Annotated in this window: 14 protein-coding genes, 6 tRNA genes and 2 rRNA genes; 1 reads left to right on the top strand and 21 read right to left on the bottom strand. The window is 54.5% G+C overall.

Annotated elements, in window-relative coordinates:
• Positions 1–12: 12 nt before the first annotated feature.
• The 19 genes from HOP44_RS00110 to HOP44_RS00020 form a co-directional block, all read right to left on the bottom strand.
• Positions 13–921, bottom strand: coding sequence for a cation diffusion facilitator family transporter (locus tag HOP44_RS00110; RefSeq protein ID WP_172249484.1), 909 nt, complete (start codon positions 919–921; stop codon positions 13–15).
• A 113-nt stretch (positions 922–1,034) separates the two neighbouring features.
• Positions 1,035–1,964, bottom strand: coding sequence for a protein translocase subunit SecF (gene secF / locus HOP44_RS00105; protein ID WP_172249482.1), 930 nt, complete (start codon positions 1,962–1,964; stop codon positions 1,035–1,037).
• The gene (gene secD / locus HOP44_RS00100; RefSeq protein WP_172249480.1) at positions 1,954–3,468 is read right to left on the bottom strand and encodes a protein translocase subunit SecD; all 1,515 of its coding nucleotides are present in this window, start codon (positions 3,466–3,468) and stop codon (positions 1,954–1,956) included. The genes secF and secD overlap by 11 nt, the downstream gene beginning before the upstream one ends.
• A gap of 86 nt (positions 3,469–3,554) precedes the next feature.
• Complete coding sequence (locus HOP44_RS00095; RefSeq protein ID WP_172249478.1) at positions 3,555–3,839, bottom strand: post-transcriptional regulator; 285 nt, start codon at positions 3,837–3,839, stop codon at positions 3,555–3,557.
• Between the two features lie 146 nt (positions 3,840–3,985).
• A complete protein-coding gene (locus tag HOP44_RS00090) occupies positions 3,986–5,302 on the bottom strand; it encodes an ArsB/NhaD family transporter (protein ID WP_172249476.1) in 1,317 nt (438 codons plus the stop codon).
• Positions 5,303–5,514: 212 nt separating this feature from the next.
• Positions 5,515–5,844, bottom strand: coding sequence for a preprotein translocase subunit YajC (gene yajC, locus HOP44_RS00085; RefSeq protein WP_172193970.1), 330 nt, complete (start codon positions 5,842–5,844; stop codon positions 5,515–5,517).
• A 63-nt stretch (positions 5,845–5,907) separates the two neighbouring features.
• On the bottom strand, positions 5,908–7,047 hold the full coding sequence (tgt, locus tag HOP44_RS00080; RefSeq protein WP_172249474.1) for a tRNA guanosine(34) transglycosylase Tgt: 1,140 nt from the start codon (positions 7,045–7,047) through the stop codon (positions 5,908–5,910).
• Between the two features lie 67 nt (positions 7,048–7,114).
• Positions 7,115–8,149 (bottom strand): tRNA preQ1(34) S-adenosylmethionine ribosyltransferase-isomerase QueA, encoded by a 1,035-nt coding sequence (gene queA / locus HOP44_RS00075; RefSeq protein ID WP_172249472.1) that lies wholly within the window; start codon positions 8,147–8,149, stop codon positions 7,115–7,117.
• A 7-nt stretch (positions 8,150–8,156) separates the two neighbouring features.
• Positions 8,157–10,274, bottom strand: a complete 2,118-nt coding sequence (locus tag HOP44_RS00070) for a SpoIID/LytB domain-containing protein (protein ID WP_172249470.1) — start codon at positions 10,272–10,274, stop codon at positions 8,157–8,159.
• A gap of 67 nt (positions 10,275–10,341) precedes the next feature.
• Complete coding sequence (gene ruvB / locus HOP44_RS00065) at positions 10,342–11,349, bottom strand: Holliday junction branch migration DNA helicase RuvB (RefSeq protein WP_172249468.1); 1,008 nt, start codon at positions 11,347–11,349, stop codon at positions 10,342–10,344.
• Between the two features lie 37 nt (positions 11,350–11,386).
• Positions 11,387–12,007 (bottom strand): Holliday junction branch migration protein RuvA, encoded by a 621-nt coding sequence (gene ruvA / locus HOP44_RS00060; protein WP_172193966.1) that lies wholly within the window; start codon positions 12,005–12,007, stop codon positions 11,387–11,389.
• Positions 12,004–12,507, bottom strand: a complete 504-nt coding sequence (gene ruvC / locus HOP44_RS00055; RefSeq protein ID WP_172249466.1) for a crossover junction endodeoxyribonuclease RuvC — start codon at positions 12,505–12,507, stop codon at positions 12,004–12,006. Before ruvC ends, ruvA begins: the two co-directional genes overlap by 4 nt.
• Before the next feature lie 301 nt (positions 12,508–12,808).
• Positions 12,809–12,885: transfer RNA gene (locus HOP44_RS00050), tRNA-Arg, on the bottom strand.
• A 9-nt stretch (positions 12,886–12,894) separates the two neighbouring features.
• Positions 12,895–12,969: transfer RNA gene (locus HOP44_RS00045), tRNA-Gly, on the bottom strand.
• 20 nt (positions 12,970–12,989) lie between these two features.
• Positions 12,990–13,065, bottom strand: a tRNA-Asp gene (locus HOP44_RS00040).
• A gap of 19 nt (positions 13,066–13,084) precedes the next feature.
• A tRNA-Met gene (locus HOP44_RS00035) sits at positions 13,085–13,158 on the bottom strand.
• Positions 13,159–13,202: 44 nt separating this feature from the next.
• Positions 13,203–13,278: transfer RNA gene (locus tag HOP44_RS00030), tRNA-Val, on the bottom strand.
• Positions 13,279–13,284: 6 nt separating this feature from the next.
• Positions 13,285–13,356, bottom strand: a tRNA-Glu gene (locus tag HOP44_RS00025).
• A gap of 338 nt (positions 13,357–13,694) precedes the next feature.
• Entirely contained in the window at positions 13,695–14,582 is an 888-nt protein-coding gene (locus HOP44_RS00020; RefSeq protein ID WP_172249464.1) for an NAD(P)-dependent oxidoreductase, read from the bottom strand.
• A 288-nt stretch (positions 14,583–14,870) separates the two neighbouring features.
• Between HOP44_RS00020 and HOP44_RS00015 the strand changes: the two genes are divergently transcribed.
• Positions 14,871–15,851 carry a ketoacyl-ACP synthase III gene (locus HOP44_RS00015; RefSeq protein WP_172249462.1) on the top strand — a complete coding sequence of 327 codons (981 nt, stop codon included), beginning with the start codon at positions 14,871–14,873 and terminating at the stop codon, positions 15,849–15,851.
• Between the two features lie 325 nt (positions 15,852–16,176).
• Here HOP44_RS00015 and rrf read toward each other — a convergent pair.
• Positions 16,177–16,293 (bottom strand): 5S ribosomal RNA (gene rrf / locus HOP44_RS00010).
• Between the two features lie 212 nt (positions 16,294–16,505).
• Positions 16,506–17,191: ribosomal RNA gene (locus HOP44_RS00005) — 23S ribosomal RNA — on the bottom strand; the annotation flags it as partial.

Below are 17,191 nucleotides of genomic sequence, written 5' to 3'. Positions count from 1 at the left end.
TTTCTTTTCCCTTTATTGCACGATTGTCGGATGGTCCGCACTGCCGAGCAGCTCATCGTTCGATTTATACGGATAACCCGTATGATACGGTTCGACGCGAACCTGAACTTCAATGACCTGAACGAACCGGTGCATGAGCAGATCCCGGGACCGTTGAGCGATTTCATCCGCTTCTTTGACGGTCATTCTCGGGTTTACGCTTAGAGTAAGGTCGATCTTCACCGTCTCGACCGAACGGACCGCACGCAGCATGCGAACTTCGATAACCCCGTGTACACGCTGAACCGTTTCCACAAACGGAGTCGGATCTTCTTCGGATTCTTTCGGCATGCCGGGGGCTTCTCGTATAAACAGCCGCATGAGGCGAAGCGATTTAACGACCGCTACCGCCGCGACCAGAATCGCCGCAGCCGAATCCGCATGATTCAGTTCCGGAATATCAAATCCGCTGCCGGCAATGGACAGCGCCATACCGGCCGCAACCAACATTGAACCATACAGCGAAAAACGATGTTCTCCCGCATAGTTCCGGGCCAATTCGGCATTTGTACGGCTCAATTTCCGATAACGGAATAGGAACCAGCCTTCCGCGATCACCACCGCAGCAAAAAAGGCGATGTAAGCATGGATATCCGTCGTTTGTTGGATCTTGTCCCACAGACGTCCCAATCCCGAAAGCAGGGCTTCGACGGCTCCAACCAGTACAAGCACCGTAAGCAGCATGCAGACAAGCAGCGAAGATTCCCTGCCGTTTCGTCGGGCGCTTCGTACGGCATCCGAAACGGAATTCAAAGCATCAGCCATCAGAGCCGGACTTCCGCCGACCCAACCCCCGATTCCTTTGATCAACGCGGCGGCGCCGAGCATGCCGATATCGGTCCAGCCCGAAGATTTTTCGATATCTTGTTGACGGACCGTCATAATGATTCCCCTCTCGTATTCAACCGAATCCGGACTTGCCTTGAACAAACGGCGAAACAAGAAAAGCCGCGTCTCGAATGAGGGACGCGGCTTCACGGCAGTGCCGTATACTCTTAGTTCGTCGCTTTGGACGGCTTGGCCGCGGACGGCTTTTTCTTGCTGCGAAGTGCCAGCCAAAGTGGGCTCGCGATAAAGATCGACGAGTACGTACCGAACAGAAGGCCGATAACCATCGCCAGCGAGAACATGCGGATCGATTCGCTGCCCAGTACCAGCAGTGCAAATGCCGCAATGAAGACGGTGAATACCGTACCCAGCGAGCGGGTCATCGTTTGCGATATGCTCTTGTTCACCAGATCTTCGAGGTCTGCGCTTGTCTGCTTTCTGGCAAAACGCAAATTTTCCCGGATCCGGTCGAAAATAACGATCGTATCGTTGATCGAGAAACCGATAATAGTCAAGATCGCGACGATAAACGTCAGATTGACTTCCAGTCTCAAGATCGAGAACACGCTGATAACAAGGAAAGCATCGTGCAGCAGAGCCACAATCGCGGACAAGGCAAAACGCCATTCGAAACGGATCGTGACATAGATGACAATTCCGACGCTGGCGACAATGACGGCCAACAGGGCATTAAGCTCCAATTCTTTGGCCATCTCGGCATCGACGGTATTGATTTCGTACGAAGCGTTCTTGTCGATTTGACTGTTGAACGTAGTCTGTAGGCTTTCTACCTGCGCATCCGTTAGAACTTCCGGGAAACGGATATTGACGCGGTCGCTGCCGGCCGTAATATTCGCTTCCTGATCAAGTTTCGCATCGTTAACGACTTTTTCCACTTCCGCCTGGCTCACTACTTTGGATACCGAAATATCCACGTTCGAACCGGAACGGAAATCGACTCCGTAATTCAATCCGAATACCGAAAGACTGATAATACCGGCAAGAGTGATTACCAGCGAAAAAATGTAAAAGTACTTGCTGGCTTTGATGAAGTTGAAATCCCATTTGGAATTCGAAGCCTGATGTTTAGAGTTCACGAATTTCACTCCCCTTTACTCCGAAATACCCCGGCTTATTCAAGGATTTCGCCTTAACGAGCAGGGAGAGCAGGTAACGCGACAGGAAGACGTTCGTGATGATGCTGGTTACGATATCGATCATCAGGACAAGCGCGAAACCGCGAACCGAACCTGTACCGAGCCAGAACATGACGGCGCCGGCAATCAGCGTCGTAATCTGGGCATCCATAACGGTCCGGAAAGAACTCTTGCTGCCGGCGCGGAACGCCGACAGAATACTTTTCCCGCTGCGCATTTCCTCTTTGATCCGTTCATAGGTAATGATGTTGGCGTCGACCGCCATCCCGATCCCGAGAATAAACGCCGCGATCCCCGGAAGGGTTAGCGTAATATCCGCCCATATAAAGATCAGAATCGTTCCCCACGTATGGATGATCAGACAGAAAGCGGCAATCAGTCCCGGTATCCGGTACATGAATACCATGAAGATCAGAATGATAATCGAACCGACAATACCGGCTTTAAGCGTCTGGTCCAGCGACAGCTGTCCCAATGTGGCGCCTACGCTTTGCGAATATTTCTCCGTCAGCTGCAGCGGCAGAGCGCCGAGGTTGATGGTGTCGCGCAGGTTCTGCGCTTCTTCGCGCGTAAAATCTCCGGTAATTTGCGCGGTTCCGCCCGTGATCCGCTGCTGGACGGTCGGAGCCGACAGCAGTTCGTCATCCAGGAAGATCGCCATCGGCTGACCGATCAATCGTCCGGTAACGTCGGCGAATTTGTTCGCGTCGTTCAATTCGATCGAAATCATCAGGTTGCCGAGCTGGTCAGGTTGGACGGAAGCACCGTTCGGCTTGAAATCCTGGCCGGTCAGCTCGATCTTGGTGAACCCTTGGTAAGGGTCCGCCGCAGCGTCTTTTTCCGTATCGGCGGCTTTGTCGGTATCGGCGGCATCCGTGTCGGCTGCTTTGTCCGTACCTGTCGACGTTTCGGTTCCTGCCGCAGCGTCGGTGTCTGCCGCTTTGTCGGTTACTGTGTTCTCTTTCGTGCCGGCTGCCGCATCCTTGCTGTCTGCAGCATCTTCCGTACCGGTAGTATCGGTACTTTCCACAGCCGCTTTGTCTTCGGCCGCCGCATCGGTTTTGTCTTCGGTCGTTGCTGCGTCCGAAGAGGCTCCCAGACTGCGGAAGGTCAGGTTGGCGGGTTCTTTGATACGTTCCCTGACGGCTTTTTCGTCCGTAACGCCTGCGATTCTGAGTCGGATCCGGTTGGTACCTTCGGTCGTAATCTCAGGTTCGCTTCCCCCAAGGGCGTCCACGCGTTTCTCAAGACTTCTGGCCGTCTCGTTCAGGGAGTCTCGGCTGACTTCCGCTCCGCCCGTCATTGGCGACGCCTCATACAGGATCTCGAAGCCTCCCTTTAAATCCAGCCCCAATCGAACCGAATTCAACAGGTTAGGCGTGCTCCAGACCATGACCCCGATGGAGACGAGCACAATAACAATGAAACTGACAATTCTCTTCATGCCGTTTCTGGTTCCCCCTTTTTTCTCAATGCTCCTATTATAACGATGTAAAAAAATGTAGTCAATGAAGCAACAGAAAGCCCTCCTCAGGAAAGGGGAGTCTCTTTTAATGCCGCAATCGTAAGGTAATTCATCAGCCCGTCGATTCGAAGCGTCAAAATATCGTTCACGATCTGATGCAGCGACGGATCCTGTGCGCCCGTATACTTCCTGTTGACGCAGCGCCAGACATCTTCCCAGGTCGCATGTTCATAACCCAGGTAATGAAACTCCTCCGCTTTATCTCTGCAAAGCCCGATAACGGCCTCCGTCAAATCTTCTCCGGCCAGCTCTTCCGCAGGAGGCTGTCCGCTTAACTGCTCTTCTGTCATCCGTTTCCCCTTTCCGCGCAATCGCCGCCGAATATCTTTTTTGTAGAGGCGGCACAACAAGCATTCCGGTTCCCTAACCCTTCATTCGACACCGATGCGTCCATTCCTGCCCAAGATTTCGGGACCGACCGCAGATGCACGGCACTTCACAAAATATGCGTATACAGATACCATCCCCCCGCTCCGAGAGCCAGAAGCGTCAAAGGAAAAGCGATCATCAGATACGATAAATAAGAAAAGCGGTATCCTTCTTTCTGCGCCAGGCCGGCTGCCAGCACACCCGCGACCGAACCGGCCAGCGTTCCGCTGGAGCCGATTCCGCATCCCATTACCAAAGCCCACCATAATTCGTTCAGATCGGACGGACGCACCACTTCCATCTGCAGCCCCAATGTCTGGACAAGCGGAATGGCCGCGGCGGTCAGCGGAACCGGATCCAGCACGGCGGCCAGCAGGCCCGATACCGCAAACAGCAGCAGGGCGGTCAACGATTTGTTTTCGTTGGTCAGTTCCAGCAGCTTCACTGCGATTTCGCCCGTAATTCCCGTCTCCACAAGACCGCCGGCCAGGATATAGAATCCGGCGACGACGGCAAGGGTCTTGAAGTCCGTATGCGCGCGCACTTGACGGGCATCCTCTGCGGAACGGACATTGACGGCTATCATCAACAGCGCCGCCGCGGCCGCGACCGTCCCGCTGCCCATTCCCAGATTCTCGTGAACCAACAGGCCTGCAGCCAGCAGAACCAATACGCCCAGTGACAACAGGGCGCTGCGCCGATTGGACAGACAAAGACGCGGATTGAGCGCTTGAATATCGGCACGCCGCTCCGCGGATCGACGCATTTCTTTGCGGAAGATCAGCATCAGCAGCCCCATATGGACAGCGAGCAGAATCAATGCGGGCGCCCACAGACGAGCGGCAAAATCGCGCGTATCGATATGGGCTGCCGTGCCGACCATCATATTGGATACACTTCCCGCGAGTGTGGTCATCCCTCCAAGATTACAGGCAATCACGCTCATAATCAGAAAAGGAACCGGGCCGATTCGCAGCGTGTGTCCGATCCGCAATATAAGCGGCGCAAGCAGCAGCAGTGCAGGGCCGCTTCCGAGCAGAGCGGCGGCCGCGGCCGCCAAAACCGTTACGATCACAAGCACCGCAGGCAGGCTGCTGCCTACAGCCCGCGCCAGCACAAGCGCCGCGAACTGTAAAATCCCGCTTCGATCGGCAGCGGCTGCCGTAATCGTCATTCCCGCCATCAACAGCAGAACATTCCAAGCGATATGATGGCTCAACGCGGCATTCCAATCGACGATCCCCAGCACCAGAAGCACCAAGGCCCCCGCAATCGCCGCCAAACCTCCGTTTATCTTTTCCGTTACGACAAGCACATAGACGATCCCAAACACGGCTGCCGCCGTATAGACCGGCCAAAATGCGGTATCGATTTCGGAAATCATGCCTTCACTTCCTTTCAGCCGTTCCCTTTTCCTGTGTCGATTTCCTGCTCACTATGTAGAGTCCCTTTTGGCGGGAATGTTTCGGTATTTCCCATAAATAAAATGCCATGAAAAAAGAAACTGCCGTAGAACGGAGGTTCTCCGTTCGGCGGCAGCCTGTGCGGAAGTGCGAAGCGGTCCACCTCCGCCGGCGCTTCCCTGTTCGGTTAGTCTTACTTCTTGTCCAGGCTGACATCGGAGCCGGCCGTTGTGACGTGGCTGATCGCGCTGCGATCGAATGTCAGCTTCGTTACGTCGTTCACGCGAACGACGGCAATGTCGCTCGTGATTTCCAAGATTGTACCGTGAAGGCCGCCGATGGTGACGATTTTATCGCCTTTTTTAAGCTGGCCCAACATGGCGTTGCGCTGTTTCTGTTTCTTCTGCTGAGGACGAATCAACAGGAAGTAGAAGATTGCGATCATGAACACGAATGGAACGATGGTCATGAGCAATCCTCCGCCCGATCCGGCAGCGGTTGCAAGCGTTGTAGATGGAAACATGGTGAAATCCCCCTTATTGTGCGAATGGCCGTACGAATAATCGTACTGGACCCGTGGGGCGGTTTAGAACCCTTTGTCGTTGGTGTGCATGCCGTACTGCTCGAAGAATTCGTCGCGGAAATCCAACAGACGGTCTTCTTGGATCGCCTGACGGACGCCCCGCATCAATTCGAGCAGGAAGTGGAGGTTATGATAAGTGGTCAGCCGGAGACCGAACGTCTCGTCCGCCTTGATCAGGTGGCGCAAATACGCTCGCGAATAGTTCCGGCAGGTATAGCAATCGCAGTTCGGATCGAGAGGACCGAAGTCTCTCGCGTACTGGGCATTGCGTACAACCACCCGGCCCTGGCTTGTCATCGTCGTTCCGTTACGCGCTATGCGCGTAGGCAGCACGCAGTCGAACATATCGACTCCGCGAATGGCGCCTTCGAGCAGAGCATCCGGCGAACCGACACCCATCAAATAGCGGGGTTTGTTCGCCGGGAGCAGCGGTACCGTATACTCCAGCACTTCATACATCAGATGTTTCGGTTCTCCCACACTCAGTCCACCAATAGCATACCCCGGGAAATCCATTGAAGTCAAATCGGCTGCGCTCTGGCGTCGCAGATCTTCGTGCATGCCGCCCTGAACGATCGCGAACAGTCCTTGGTCCTGCGGACGCGCATGGGCTTCGAGGCAGCGCTCGGCCCATCTGGATGTGCGTTCGAGCGAGCGTTTGAGATACGCATGCTCGGCGGGATAAGGCGGACATTCGTCGAATGCCATCATGATATCCGAACCCAGCGCGTTCTGAATATTCATCGCCACTTCCGGCGACAGGAACAGCTTGTCTCCGTTGATGTGGGAACGGAAGTTCACGCCTTCTTCGGTGATCTTGCGCATTTCCGCCAGGCTGAATACCTGGAAGCCGCCGCTGTCGGTAAGAATCGGACGGTCCCAGTTCATGAATTTGTGCAGGCCGCCGGCTTCACGGATAATTTCGTGTCCCGGACGCAGGAACAGATGATACGTATTGCTCAGAATGATATGGGCGTCCATTTGTTTGAGTTCTTCCGGACTCATCGTTTTGACCGTGGCCAAAGTGCCGACCGGCATAAAAGTCGGCGTATCGATAATGCCGTGCGGCGTATGCACGCGGCCGAGCCGCGCGCCCGACTGTTTGCAGGTCTTGATATGTTCGTAACGGATTGCAGATGTCATCGGATCGTTCCTTTACAAGAAAATGAGGGGCCGAAGCCCCTTTGAACCGTTCGGCTGACCGCCGATTTTAATAAATGAACATGGCATCGCCAAAGCTGAAGAATCGATATTCCGATTCTACCGCTTCCCGGTAAGCCGCCAATATGTGCTCTCTCCCGGCAAGGGCGCTGACCAGCATGACGAGCGTGGACTTGGGCAGATGGAAGTTTGTGATCAACGCGTCGACGACTTTGAAGTCTTCGCCCGGATACAGAAAAATCTGTGTCCAACCGCTGTCCGCCGCAAGTCGGCCGCTTTCGTCCAGGGTTCGCCTGGCCGCCGACTCGAGTGTGCGTGTCGACGTGGTCCCGACCGAGACGATCCGTCCGCCGCGTTCGCGGGTCCGGTTAACCAGTTCGGCCGTTTCCTGCGGCAGTTCGTAGTACTCTTCGTGCATGACATGTTCCTCGATCTGTTCCACCGACACCGGACGGAAAGTGCCCAGTCCGACATGAAGGGTAACAAAACCGATCTCTATGCCTTTGGCCCGCAGCTTATCCAGCAGTTCTTCGGTAAAGTGCAAACCGGCGGTCGGAGCGGCTGCGGAACCTTCGTGTTTGGCGTACACCGTCTGATAGCGTTCCCGATCGTCCAACCGTTCCTTGATATAAGGCGGAAGCGGCATTTCGCCGAGACGATCCAAAATTTCCTGGAAGATGCCTTCATATCGGAACTCGATGATTCGGGCACCCATATCGCCTTCTTCCATTACGACCGCTTCCAATTCGTCACCGAACCGGAGGACGGCGCCCGTCTTGACCTTTTTGCCGGGTTTCACCAGTGTTTCCCAGCGATCGCCTTCGATATTTTTGAGCAGAAGCAGTTCTACGCGCGCCCCCGTTTCGGGTTTGACGCCGTGCAGACGAGCCGGCATGACCCGGGTGTCATTAAGGATCAGGGTGTCACCCGGATTGAGCTTGTCCAAAATATCGTAAAAATGCAGATGCTCCATCTCCCCTGTACGCTTGTTCAACGTGAGCAGTCTCGATGAGGTCCGTTCCGCAAGCGGAGTTTGGGCAATAAGCCGTTCAGGCAGTTCAAAATCGTAATCTTCTACATTCATAGAGTCTTCAGTCCTTAGTCAGTTCTACGTTATTATAATAATGGAGCAGGATTTCCGGATACGTTTCCCCTGCGTCCGCAAGTCCTTTGGCTCCCCATTGGGAAAGCCCCAGGCCATGGCCGTTTCCTCGTCCGACAAAGAAAAATCCGGTTCCGGAAGAAACTTCGGCGGTGCTGGTTCCGATCGAAGCCAGACTGCGGCTCAGCAGATTGGACGGTGCCGAGGCGCCGAACTTGAGCGGCCCGGATGTGCTGTTCTTGGATACTTTGGCCGAAGAGATCGCGTTATAGGCATCCGCCGACACGACATCGAACAAGGTGCTCGGAAGACCGTTCAGTGCGGTACGGAACATATCCGGATATTTCACATCCACTTTGGTTCCGTTGATCTTCAGTTCGGTCACCCGTCCCGAAGGACCGCGCTGACTGACCTGGATCGTCTGAATGGAAGCCGGCAGCTTGGTCGTCGTGCGTCCCTTGAGCGAAGCCAGCAGTTGGGCGGATGTGTAAGGTCCACGGATCCATTCGTAAGTGCTCGATTCGCTCACCACTTCGAGTACCAGCGCTTCTTCGCCCGGATTCATTTTCGAAAGTTCCGAGACGCTGCTTTGAATCTGAGGCAGCGGACGAACTTTGGTATTTTGTGCGGTCACCGTCATTTTGCGGAATCCTGTCGCGTCAAGTCCTTTGTCCGCCACATTGTCTTCGCGCACATAGCCGATTTTTCCGTTGGCCAACGCTACATGATACCACTTTTTAAGGTTGGCTGCCGCCGCGCGGTCCGAGTCGGAAGGCACGCTCGAGAACAGCTCGCTTCCGCCGCTGTTCCAGACTTCCGTCGGATCGGAGGTCATGCCGCCTGCATTGGAGGAAAACAGGGCTTCGACCGGCTTGCCGTTCTGCTTCAGAATCTCGCCTGCCGTCGCGTCGACCGCCGCATTGACCGGCTTGCTCTCGGAACCGACACCGCCATACGCCTGGCTCAGTGTGGAATCGACGACATCGGCCACTTTAAACTTGGTCGTCGCCCGGGTCTGTACGGTTGCGTAGCTGCGTGCCGCCACGGCCTGCGCCTTAAGCGACTCCGCCGGCCAGGAGGAAGAAACTTCCGACCCTACGACCGAATACAAATACTGCTCCATCGGCAGCTCGTTCACCAGATAGAGCTGGCTGCCGTAAATGCCGATCTCCAGATCGCCGCGGTACGAGCGCTTTGAACGTTCTTCCACTCGAATCCGGCTCTCCGGCGTCCCGTCAATCCAGATCCGGTCTTGTTCGCCGAGCGTCAGCAGATAAAGCGCAGCGGCGGTACCGGCAGTCAGATCCGAAGTCGCATCGCTGCGGATTACGGCGGAGGCCGAAGGTGCGAAAGAGGCTGTCGACAAAGGCATCCCGCCGAGGCGGGAGGAAACGGCGGTTTTGAGCGAATCCACAGCGGCTGCGGATGTCTCCTCGCCGATTTTCAAGCTGTACACGGCTTTTCCGCCCGAATCGTTCGAAACGGCGACGGCTCCGTCGAATCCCGCGTCCAACACTTTTTGCAAAGCGGACGAAGCGGCGTTCAGCGTACTGTAACTGCCTCCGCTCAGGGAGAACGTACCTGTCGCTTTCGGCGACAATCCGACAACCGAGTTGACCGAAGTACTGCCCGCCAGCCGAACTGCGGCGTCTGCCGCGGCTTTATCGTTCGAATACGGTCCCGCGTACATTTGGTAGACGTCTTTTCCGTTTCGCACGATTTTGTAAACGGACAGTTTATCGGCGCCCGATTTCAATTTGCCGGCAAGCGAAGACACCGTTTGAAGATCCGAGCTTTCGCCGACTTTGACTTTCGGTCCGTCCAGAGCGAACAGGGTAACGCCGCCGGCCGAGGTCGAGAACCACTTTACATAGCCCCCGTCGGTTTTCAGTCCGACCGCTGCGGCAATTTCGGGTGTCAGCGTGATTTTGGATGTCGTCTGTTTGTAGGTGCTTCCCAAATTCAGAAATAATCCTACGCGCACCGTGTCTTCGGGCTCTTCGGCATGAACAGCCGTTTGAAGCGGCAGACAGGAAAGGGCGATGGCTGCCGCGAGCAGCGTTCTTCCCCACTTGGCGGGCTTGCGGTTCAAATGTTGCTTAGTCATGCTTGCATTCCTCCTTGTAGATCCGGTCGTCCCCTACGGTCAACCTAACGGTAACGGTCGAGGCGTACTATTTTCCGTCTTCCGGCATCGGCAGGCCCAGATGGGCATAAGCCTGGGCAGTGACAACGCGGCCTCTCGGCGTGCGCTGAATGAATCCGCTTTGCAGCAAATAAGGTTCGTACACGTCTTCGATGGTCTGGCTCTCCTCGCCGATCGTCGCGGCGATCGTATCGAGCCCCACCGGTCCTCCGCGAAAACTTTGGATCATCGAGCGCAGCATTTTATGGTCGATACTGTCAAGCCCGCGCGGATCGACCTGCAGGCGCGACAGCGCTTCGGCCGCGATCTCCGGCGTAATGATCCCGTCTCCGCGTACCTGAGCAAAATCCCGTACCCGCTTGAGCAGCCGGTTCGCGATCCGCGGCGTTCCCCGGGCCCGCAGCGCGATTTCTTCCGCGGCATCGCCGACGATCTCGACGTTCAGCGTATCCGCGTTGCGCGAGACAATAAAAGCAAGATCTTCAACGCCGTAGAACTCAAGCCGGCTCACGACGCCAAAGCGGTCGCGCAGCGGTGCGGACAGCAGCCCGGCACGCGTTGTTGCGCCGATCAGCGTGAACGGAGGGAGATCGAGCCGCACAGAACGCGCACTTGGCCCTTTGCCGATCATAATATCAAGTGCAGAGTCTTCCATCGCCGGATACATGACTTCTTCGACGGTCCGGTGCAGACGGTGAATTTCGTCGATAAACAGCACATCGCCTTCCTGCAGATTGGTCAGCAGCGCTGCCAGGTCGCCTGGACGCTCGATCGCCGGTCCCGAAGTCGTACGCAGGTTCACGCCGAGCTCGTTTGCGATAATGTTCGCGAGTGTCGTCTTGCCAAGTCCCGGAGGTCCGTAGAGCAGGACGTGATCAAGCGCTTCTCCCCGCATTTTGGCCGCTTCGATATATACTTTCAGGTTTTCCTTGACCTGATTTTGACCGATATACTCCGATAGATAGCGGGGACGCAGACTCAGCTCCACCGCCTGGTCTTCCATCATCAGATTGGCCGATATGATCCGGTCATCCATAAGTCCACCGTTCCTCCCCGTTTATACTGTACCGCATTTACCCTTTATAAAGAACCTTCAAAGCCCGTTTCATCAACAGATCGACCGGTTCTCCCGGCTGCAGATCTTCTTTCAGATGCATCCAGACCTTGTCCAGTTCCGCTTCCGTATATCCGAGCGCTTCGAGTCCTTCACGGGCTTCTCTCCAGCCTCCGCCGTCCAGTTCCGCTTCCGCCGCGGCGTTGTTGTCGAACAGACCTCCAAGCGAAGGCGCCACGAATCCGTCCAGACGGTCTTTCAAGTCCAGCACCATGCGCTGCGCCGTCTTTTTTCCGATTCCCGGCAGTTTGATCAGGAACGTAAGGTTCTCCTGCTGGATAGCGGACACGACTTTCTCGGGGGTACCGCCCGCAAGGATTCCCAGTGCCACCCGCGGTCCGATGCCCGAAACTTCGATCAACCGGCGGAACAGCTTCTGCTCTTCCCTTGTGGAGAATCCGTACAGAAGAATAGCGTCTTCCCGGACACTGTGATGCGTATATACCGTAACCGCTTCTTCCCCTTTTGCGGCAAACGCGTACGGATTCGGACAAAACACCCGGTATCCGATGCCCTGCACATCCACGACGATATATTCCGTTTCCAAATGGGCAACGTGCCCTCGCACAAAATCGATCATTTTCGCAATACCTCATTCAATTTGGAGTTTAGTGTGGACGAATGCGCATGGCAAATCGCAACCGCCAAAGCATCCGCCACGTCGTCCGGCTTGGGAACGGCCTGCAGCTTGAGGAACATGCGGACCATCTCTTGAACCTGTTTCTTTTCGGCTTTGCCGTAACCGACAATGGCCTGCTTGACCTGCATTGGCGTATATTCGCCGATCGGAAGGCCTTTCTGGTGCGCCGCAAGGATCAAGACGCCGCGGGCCTGACTGACCGGCATGGCCGTCGATACGTTGCGGTTAAAAAACAGTTTTTCGAAAGCTACCTCATCCGGTTTGTATTTATCGATCAACTGCACCATGGCTTCGTACACGTGCAGCAGCCGTTCTTCGTCGGGTGTATGTGCCTCGGTCTGAATGCAGCCGTATTGAACGGGCGTGCATTTGCTTCCTTCTTTGTCGATAAATCCAAAACCGACGATCGCGATCCCCGGGTCAATTCCCAATATGCGCAAGTTAATCTCTCCTTTTCCCCGGCAAAACGGACAGCCGCTTCGTTTGGCGAAGCGTCCGTCAAACCTTTTATCCGGTCCGGCCTCCCATACATTCTACCGAACATATGTATCCGTCTTTTCATTATAGCAAAAGTTGAAAAAGGAGACACCCACAGAACGTTTCTTCTTTATAATTTCGGCATCTCCTGGGCAAAACCTTTGGACGCGCAAAAAACAACAAAAAAGACTGCTTTCGAGTCGGAATCTTCCGCCTGAAAAGCAGTCTTTCTATCTGCGTCCGAGACGCTTAAATGTAAAAAAATGGCGCGCCCTGAGAGATTCGAACTCCCGGCCTTTTGATTCGTAGTCAAACGCTCTATCCAGCTGAGCTAAGGGCGCAAAAAACAATGGAGCGGACGACGGGAATCGAACCCGCGACCCTCGCCTTGGCAAGGCGATGCTCTACCGCTGAGCCACGTCCGCAAAACATTATTTAATTAAAATGGCGGAACCGACGGGATTTGAACCCGCGATCTCCTGCGTGACAGGCAGGCATGTTAACCCCTACACCACGGTTCCAAGCCATAAGGTGAAACAATTGCGGGGGCAGGATTTGAACCTGCGACCTTCGGGTTATGAGCCCGACGAGCTACCGAGCTGCTCCACCCCGCGTCAGAGTGTTCTTGCTATATTCGACTTCGTCACTAAAGTCTTCATGGTGGAGGCTGAGGGGCTCGAACCCCCGACCCTCTGCTTGTAAGGCAGATGCTCTCCCAGCTGAGCTAAGCCTCCATAATATGACCCGTAGGGGATTCGAACCCCTGTTACCTCCGTGAAAGGGAGGTGTCTTAACCCCTTGACCAACGGGCCTCATTGTCATTCGCTTCTTGCAGGCGTCTCGCTCGTTTCAGCGTTTCGTCCGCGGCGACAAGAAATAATATACCATGCCATCAACCAAATGGTCAACCCTTTTTAACGAAAAACTTTAATAAAGTTGAAAATGGTTTTACAAACCCCGCGGCGATGCCTATTATTACCCCTGCACACCTCAAGGCCAAACGTTTGGCAGCATAAAAACGAGTGTCCGAAATCGGCTTTTTAAGCGTCTTTCGTTTCTTCGGAAAAGTTGCGTGCGGGATTCCTTCCCTAATGAATACGGAGTCGGAAGAAGGCTTATCCTCCTTCCGATTCCGCATAAGAATCAGAAATCAAGCTTCTTCCTGCCACAGCTTGTACAGCGCCTGGGTTCCTTTATCTTCGTATCCCCGATCGGCCAGCTTCCGATACAGCGACTCTGCCAGTTGAAGACCTGGAAGCTCCAGCTTCATTTCCTCGGCCGATTGCAGAGCGATCCCCATATCCTTGATAAAATGCTTGATGTAGAAGCCCGGCTCGAAATCTCCGTCCAGCATGCGGGGAACAAGGTTGCTGAGCGAGAAACTGCCGGCGGCACCGGTCTCGATACTTTTCAGCACGTTCTTGGGATCAAGCCCGGCTTTCTCCGCATATACGATCGCTTCCGTTACCCCCACCATATTGGAAGCGATGGCGATCTGATTGCACATCTTCGTATTTTGTCCCGCTCCCGGTCCGCCCTGAAGCACGATATTGCTGCCCATAACTTCCAGCAGCGGCTTCAGATCTTCAAAAGCGGAACTTTCTCCCCCGACCATGATCGACAACGCCGCTTTCTTCGCGCCTACATCGCCTCCGGAGACGGGAGCATCCAGAATATGCAGACCTTTTTCGCTTCCCAGTTCGGCCAAACGTCTGGCGAGCAGCGGACTCGATGTCGTCATGTCGATCAAATAGGCTCCTTTTTTCGCATGGGCAATCAAGCCGTCTTCGCCCGTATAGACTTCCTCGACGTCTTTGGGATAACCAAGCATCGTGATGATTACATTACAGACCTGAGCCAGATTGCCCGGCGAATCGTGCCAAACCGCACCGCGTTCCACAAGCTCTTGGGCCTTGGCCGGAGTACGATTGTATACATGTACCTCGTAACCTTTGTCCATAATATGACCGGCCATACTCTTCCCCATGACGCCGATACCGGCAAATCCAACAATCGTTTTTTCGGAAATCACATGCATTCATCCCTTCTGCACTTGATAAATTTTCGCCTACGGAGGCAATGTCTTTCTCGATACACTCAACCAGCTGCTTCTCGGAACGTTCAGGCTCAATAGGGATCCCCACTACCAAATCTGTTCAACATTCGCGCCTTTTACCCGTCTTTAACTTTATCATAGATCTCGAAAAGAAATTGAGCTTGGAATCGAACGGAATGCTATTTGTTTAAAAAACTTGCAAAAAGAATCTAAGACTTCTATATTAGTACCAGGTACTAATGAAGAGTGCCAAAGGAGCTGAACTGCGTAATGACCCAAATTCATTCGACTGCACGCATTGCCGCTCTCGGTACTTACGTTCCCGAGCGCAGGCTGACCAATGATGATCTTGAAGCGATGGTCGATACCAACGACGAGTGGATCGTCCAACGAACAGGCATCCGGGAAAGAAGGATTGCCGCCGACAACGAATTCACTTCACATCTTTGCATCAAAGCGGTGGAAGATCTGCTGCGCCGTTATCCCAATGCGCTCGAAGGAGTCGATCTGGTTCTTGCCGCTACAACTACACCGGACTATCCATTCCCCAGCGTCTCCTGCCTTGTTCAGACAGCCTTTGGCCTTCCCGATGCCGGTACGCTTGACCTGAGTGCCGCTTGTGCAGGCTTCACTTATGCGCTGCACCTGGCAAACGGGATGGTGACTTCGCGTATGCATCGCAAGGTGCTGATCGTAGCCGGCGAATGCATGAGTAAAACTATCGATTATACGGATCGCAGTACCTGTATTCTTTTTGGAGACGGAGCCGGGGCTGCGGTCGTCGAATACAGTGCGGAAGGAGCTTTTCTCGCTACCCATATGGGCAGTGACGGAAGCGGTGGACAGCATGTATATCGTGCCGGTATGGCTACGAGCTTAAACGGCAAACCCTTGGACGGAAACGGTAAAGTCGTTCAGAACGGGCGTGAAGTGTACAAATGGGCTGTCCGTACCGTTCCGGAAGGCGTACAGCAGCTTATCCGCGACCTGCCGGAAGACCACCAGCAGGTGAATTGGTTTATTCCGCACAGCGCCAACCTCAAAATGATCGATTCTATCTCGGAAAAAGCAGGCTTCACTCCGGAATCCACTTTGACCAGTGCCGAATTTTATGGAAACACCTCGGCCGCTTCTATTCCTTTGGCTTTGCAGCTTGGTATCGATGAAGGCAAAGTCAAACGAGGCGATCTGCTGATCCTGTACGGATTTGGAGCCGGCTTGACTCATTCGGGGATCGTTGTTCGATGGTGAAAGGCAGCGATCCTTTTTCGACCTGCGCTTCGTTGTCCTTTCCCTTTTCCTGATTGGAATAAAGACAGCTGTAAGGGAAAAGGGGAAGGACAAAGGCGCTCCGGTTCGAAAAAGGATCGCTCTATGCGGATAGGAAAGCCTCTCAAGCCTCTAGGCGCTTGAGAGGCAGAAGAGAGGGATATTAGTGAAGGCGGCTAAAATAAGCCGCAGGGAAGGGAGGCAGCGGCTTTACCGGCTACAAGGGGTTAAGGGATTAAGGGCAGAATAATTTTGAGAACAACAAAAAAGCCTTTACCGCGATCACGGTAAAGGCTTTTTCTTTTCGGCTTGGCAGCTTCCTACTCTCCCGGGACCCTGCGGTCCAAGTACCATCGGCGCTAGAGGGCTTAACGGTCGTGTTCGAGATGGGAACGTGTGGAACCCCTCTGCCATCACCACCAAACCTAGGCTTACGAAGTAAGCCGGAACAGATGGTCATTAGGAAACGAGGATCCCCATTGGGCCTGTGTGTCCTAATCAAGCTCTGCTGTGTATCTCAAGGTTTGCACCCTGAAAACCGGATCCGAAACGATCCACTTCGCGTCATGAAGTGTTGCTTGCGCAGAAGTCCCAACCAAAGCGGATGCTTCCGAAGTGACTTGCTGCGAAAGTCTGTAGGATAAGCCCTCGACCGATTAGTACAGGTCAGCTTCACACCTTGCGGCGCTTCGACCTCCTGCCTATCAACCTCGTCGTCTTCAAGGGGTCTTACCACTTGCGTGTGGGAAATCTCATCTTGAGGGGGGCTTCACGCTTAGATGCTTTCAGCGTTTATCCCTTCCGCACGTAGCTACCCAGCGATGCTCCTGGCGGAACAACTGGTACACCAGCGGTGCGTCCATCCCGGTCCTCTCGTACTAAGGACAGCTCCTCTCAAATTTCCAACGCCCACGACAGATAGGGACCGAACTGTCTCACGACGTTCTGAACCCAGCTCGCGTACCGCTTTAATGGGCGAACAGCCCAACCCTTGGGACCTACTTCAGCCCCAGGATGCGATGAGCCGACATCGAGGTGCCAAACCTCCCCGTCGATGTGGACTCTTGGGGGAGATAAGCCTGTTATCCCCAGGGTAGCTTTTATCCGTTGAGCGATGGCCCTTCCATGCGGTACCACCGGATCACTAAGCCCGACTTTCGTCCCTGCTCGACCTGTCCGTCTCGCAGTCAAGCTCCCTTATGCCTTTACACGCTGCGAATGATTTCCAACCATTCTGAGGGAACCTTTGGGCGCCTCCGTTACATTTTAGGAGGCGACCGCCCCAGTCAAACTGTCCACCTGACACGGTCCCTGTACCGGAT

It is taken from the genome of Saccharibacillus deserti (assembly GCF_013618475.1).
GTDB classification, from domain to species: domain Bacteria; phylum Bacillota; class Bacilli; order Paenibacillales; family Paenibacillaceae; genus Saccharibacillus; species Saccharibacillus deserti.
This window is presented reverse-complemented; position numbering and strand designations above follow the sequence as displayed.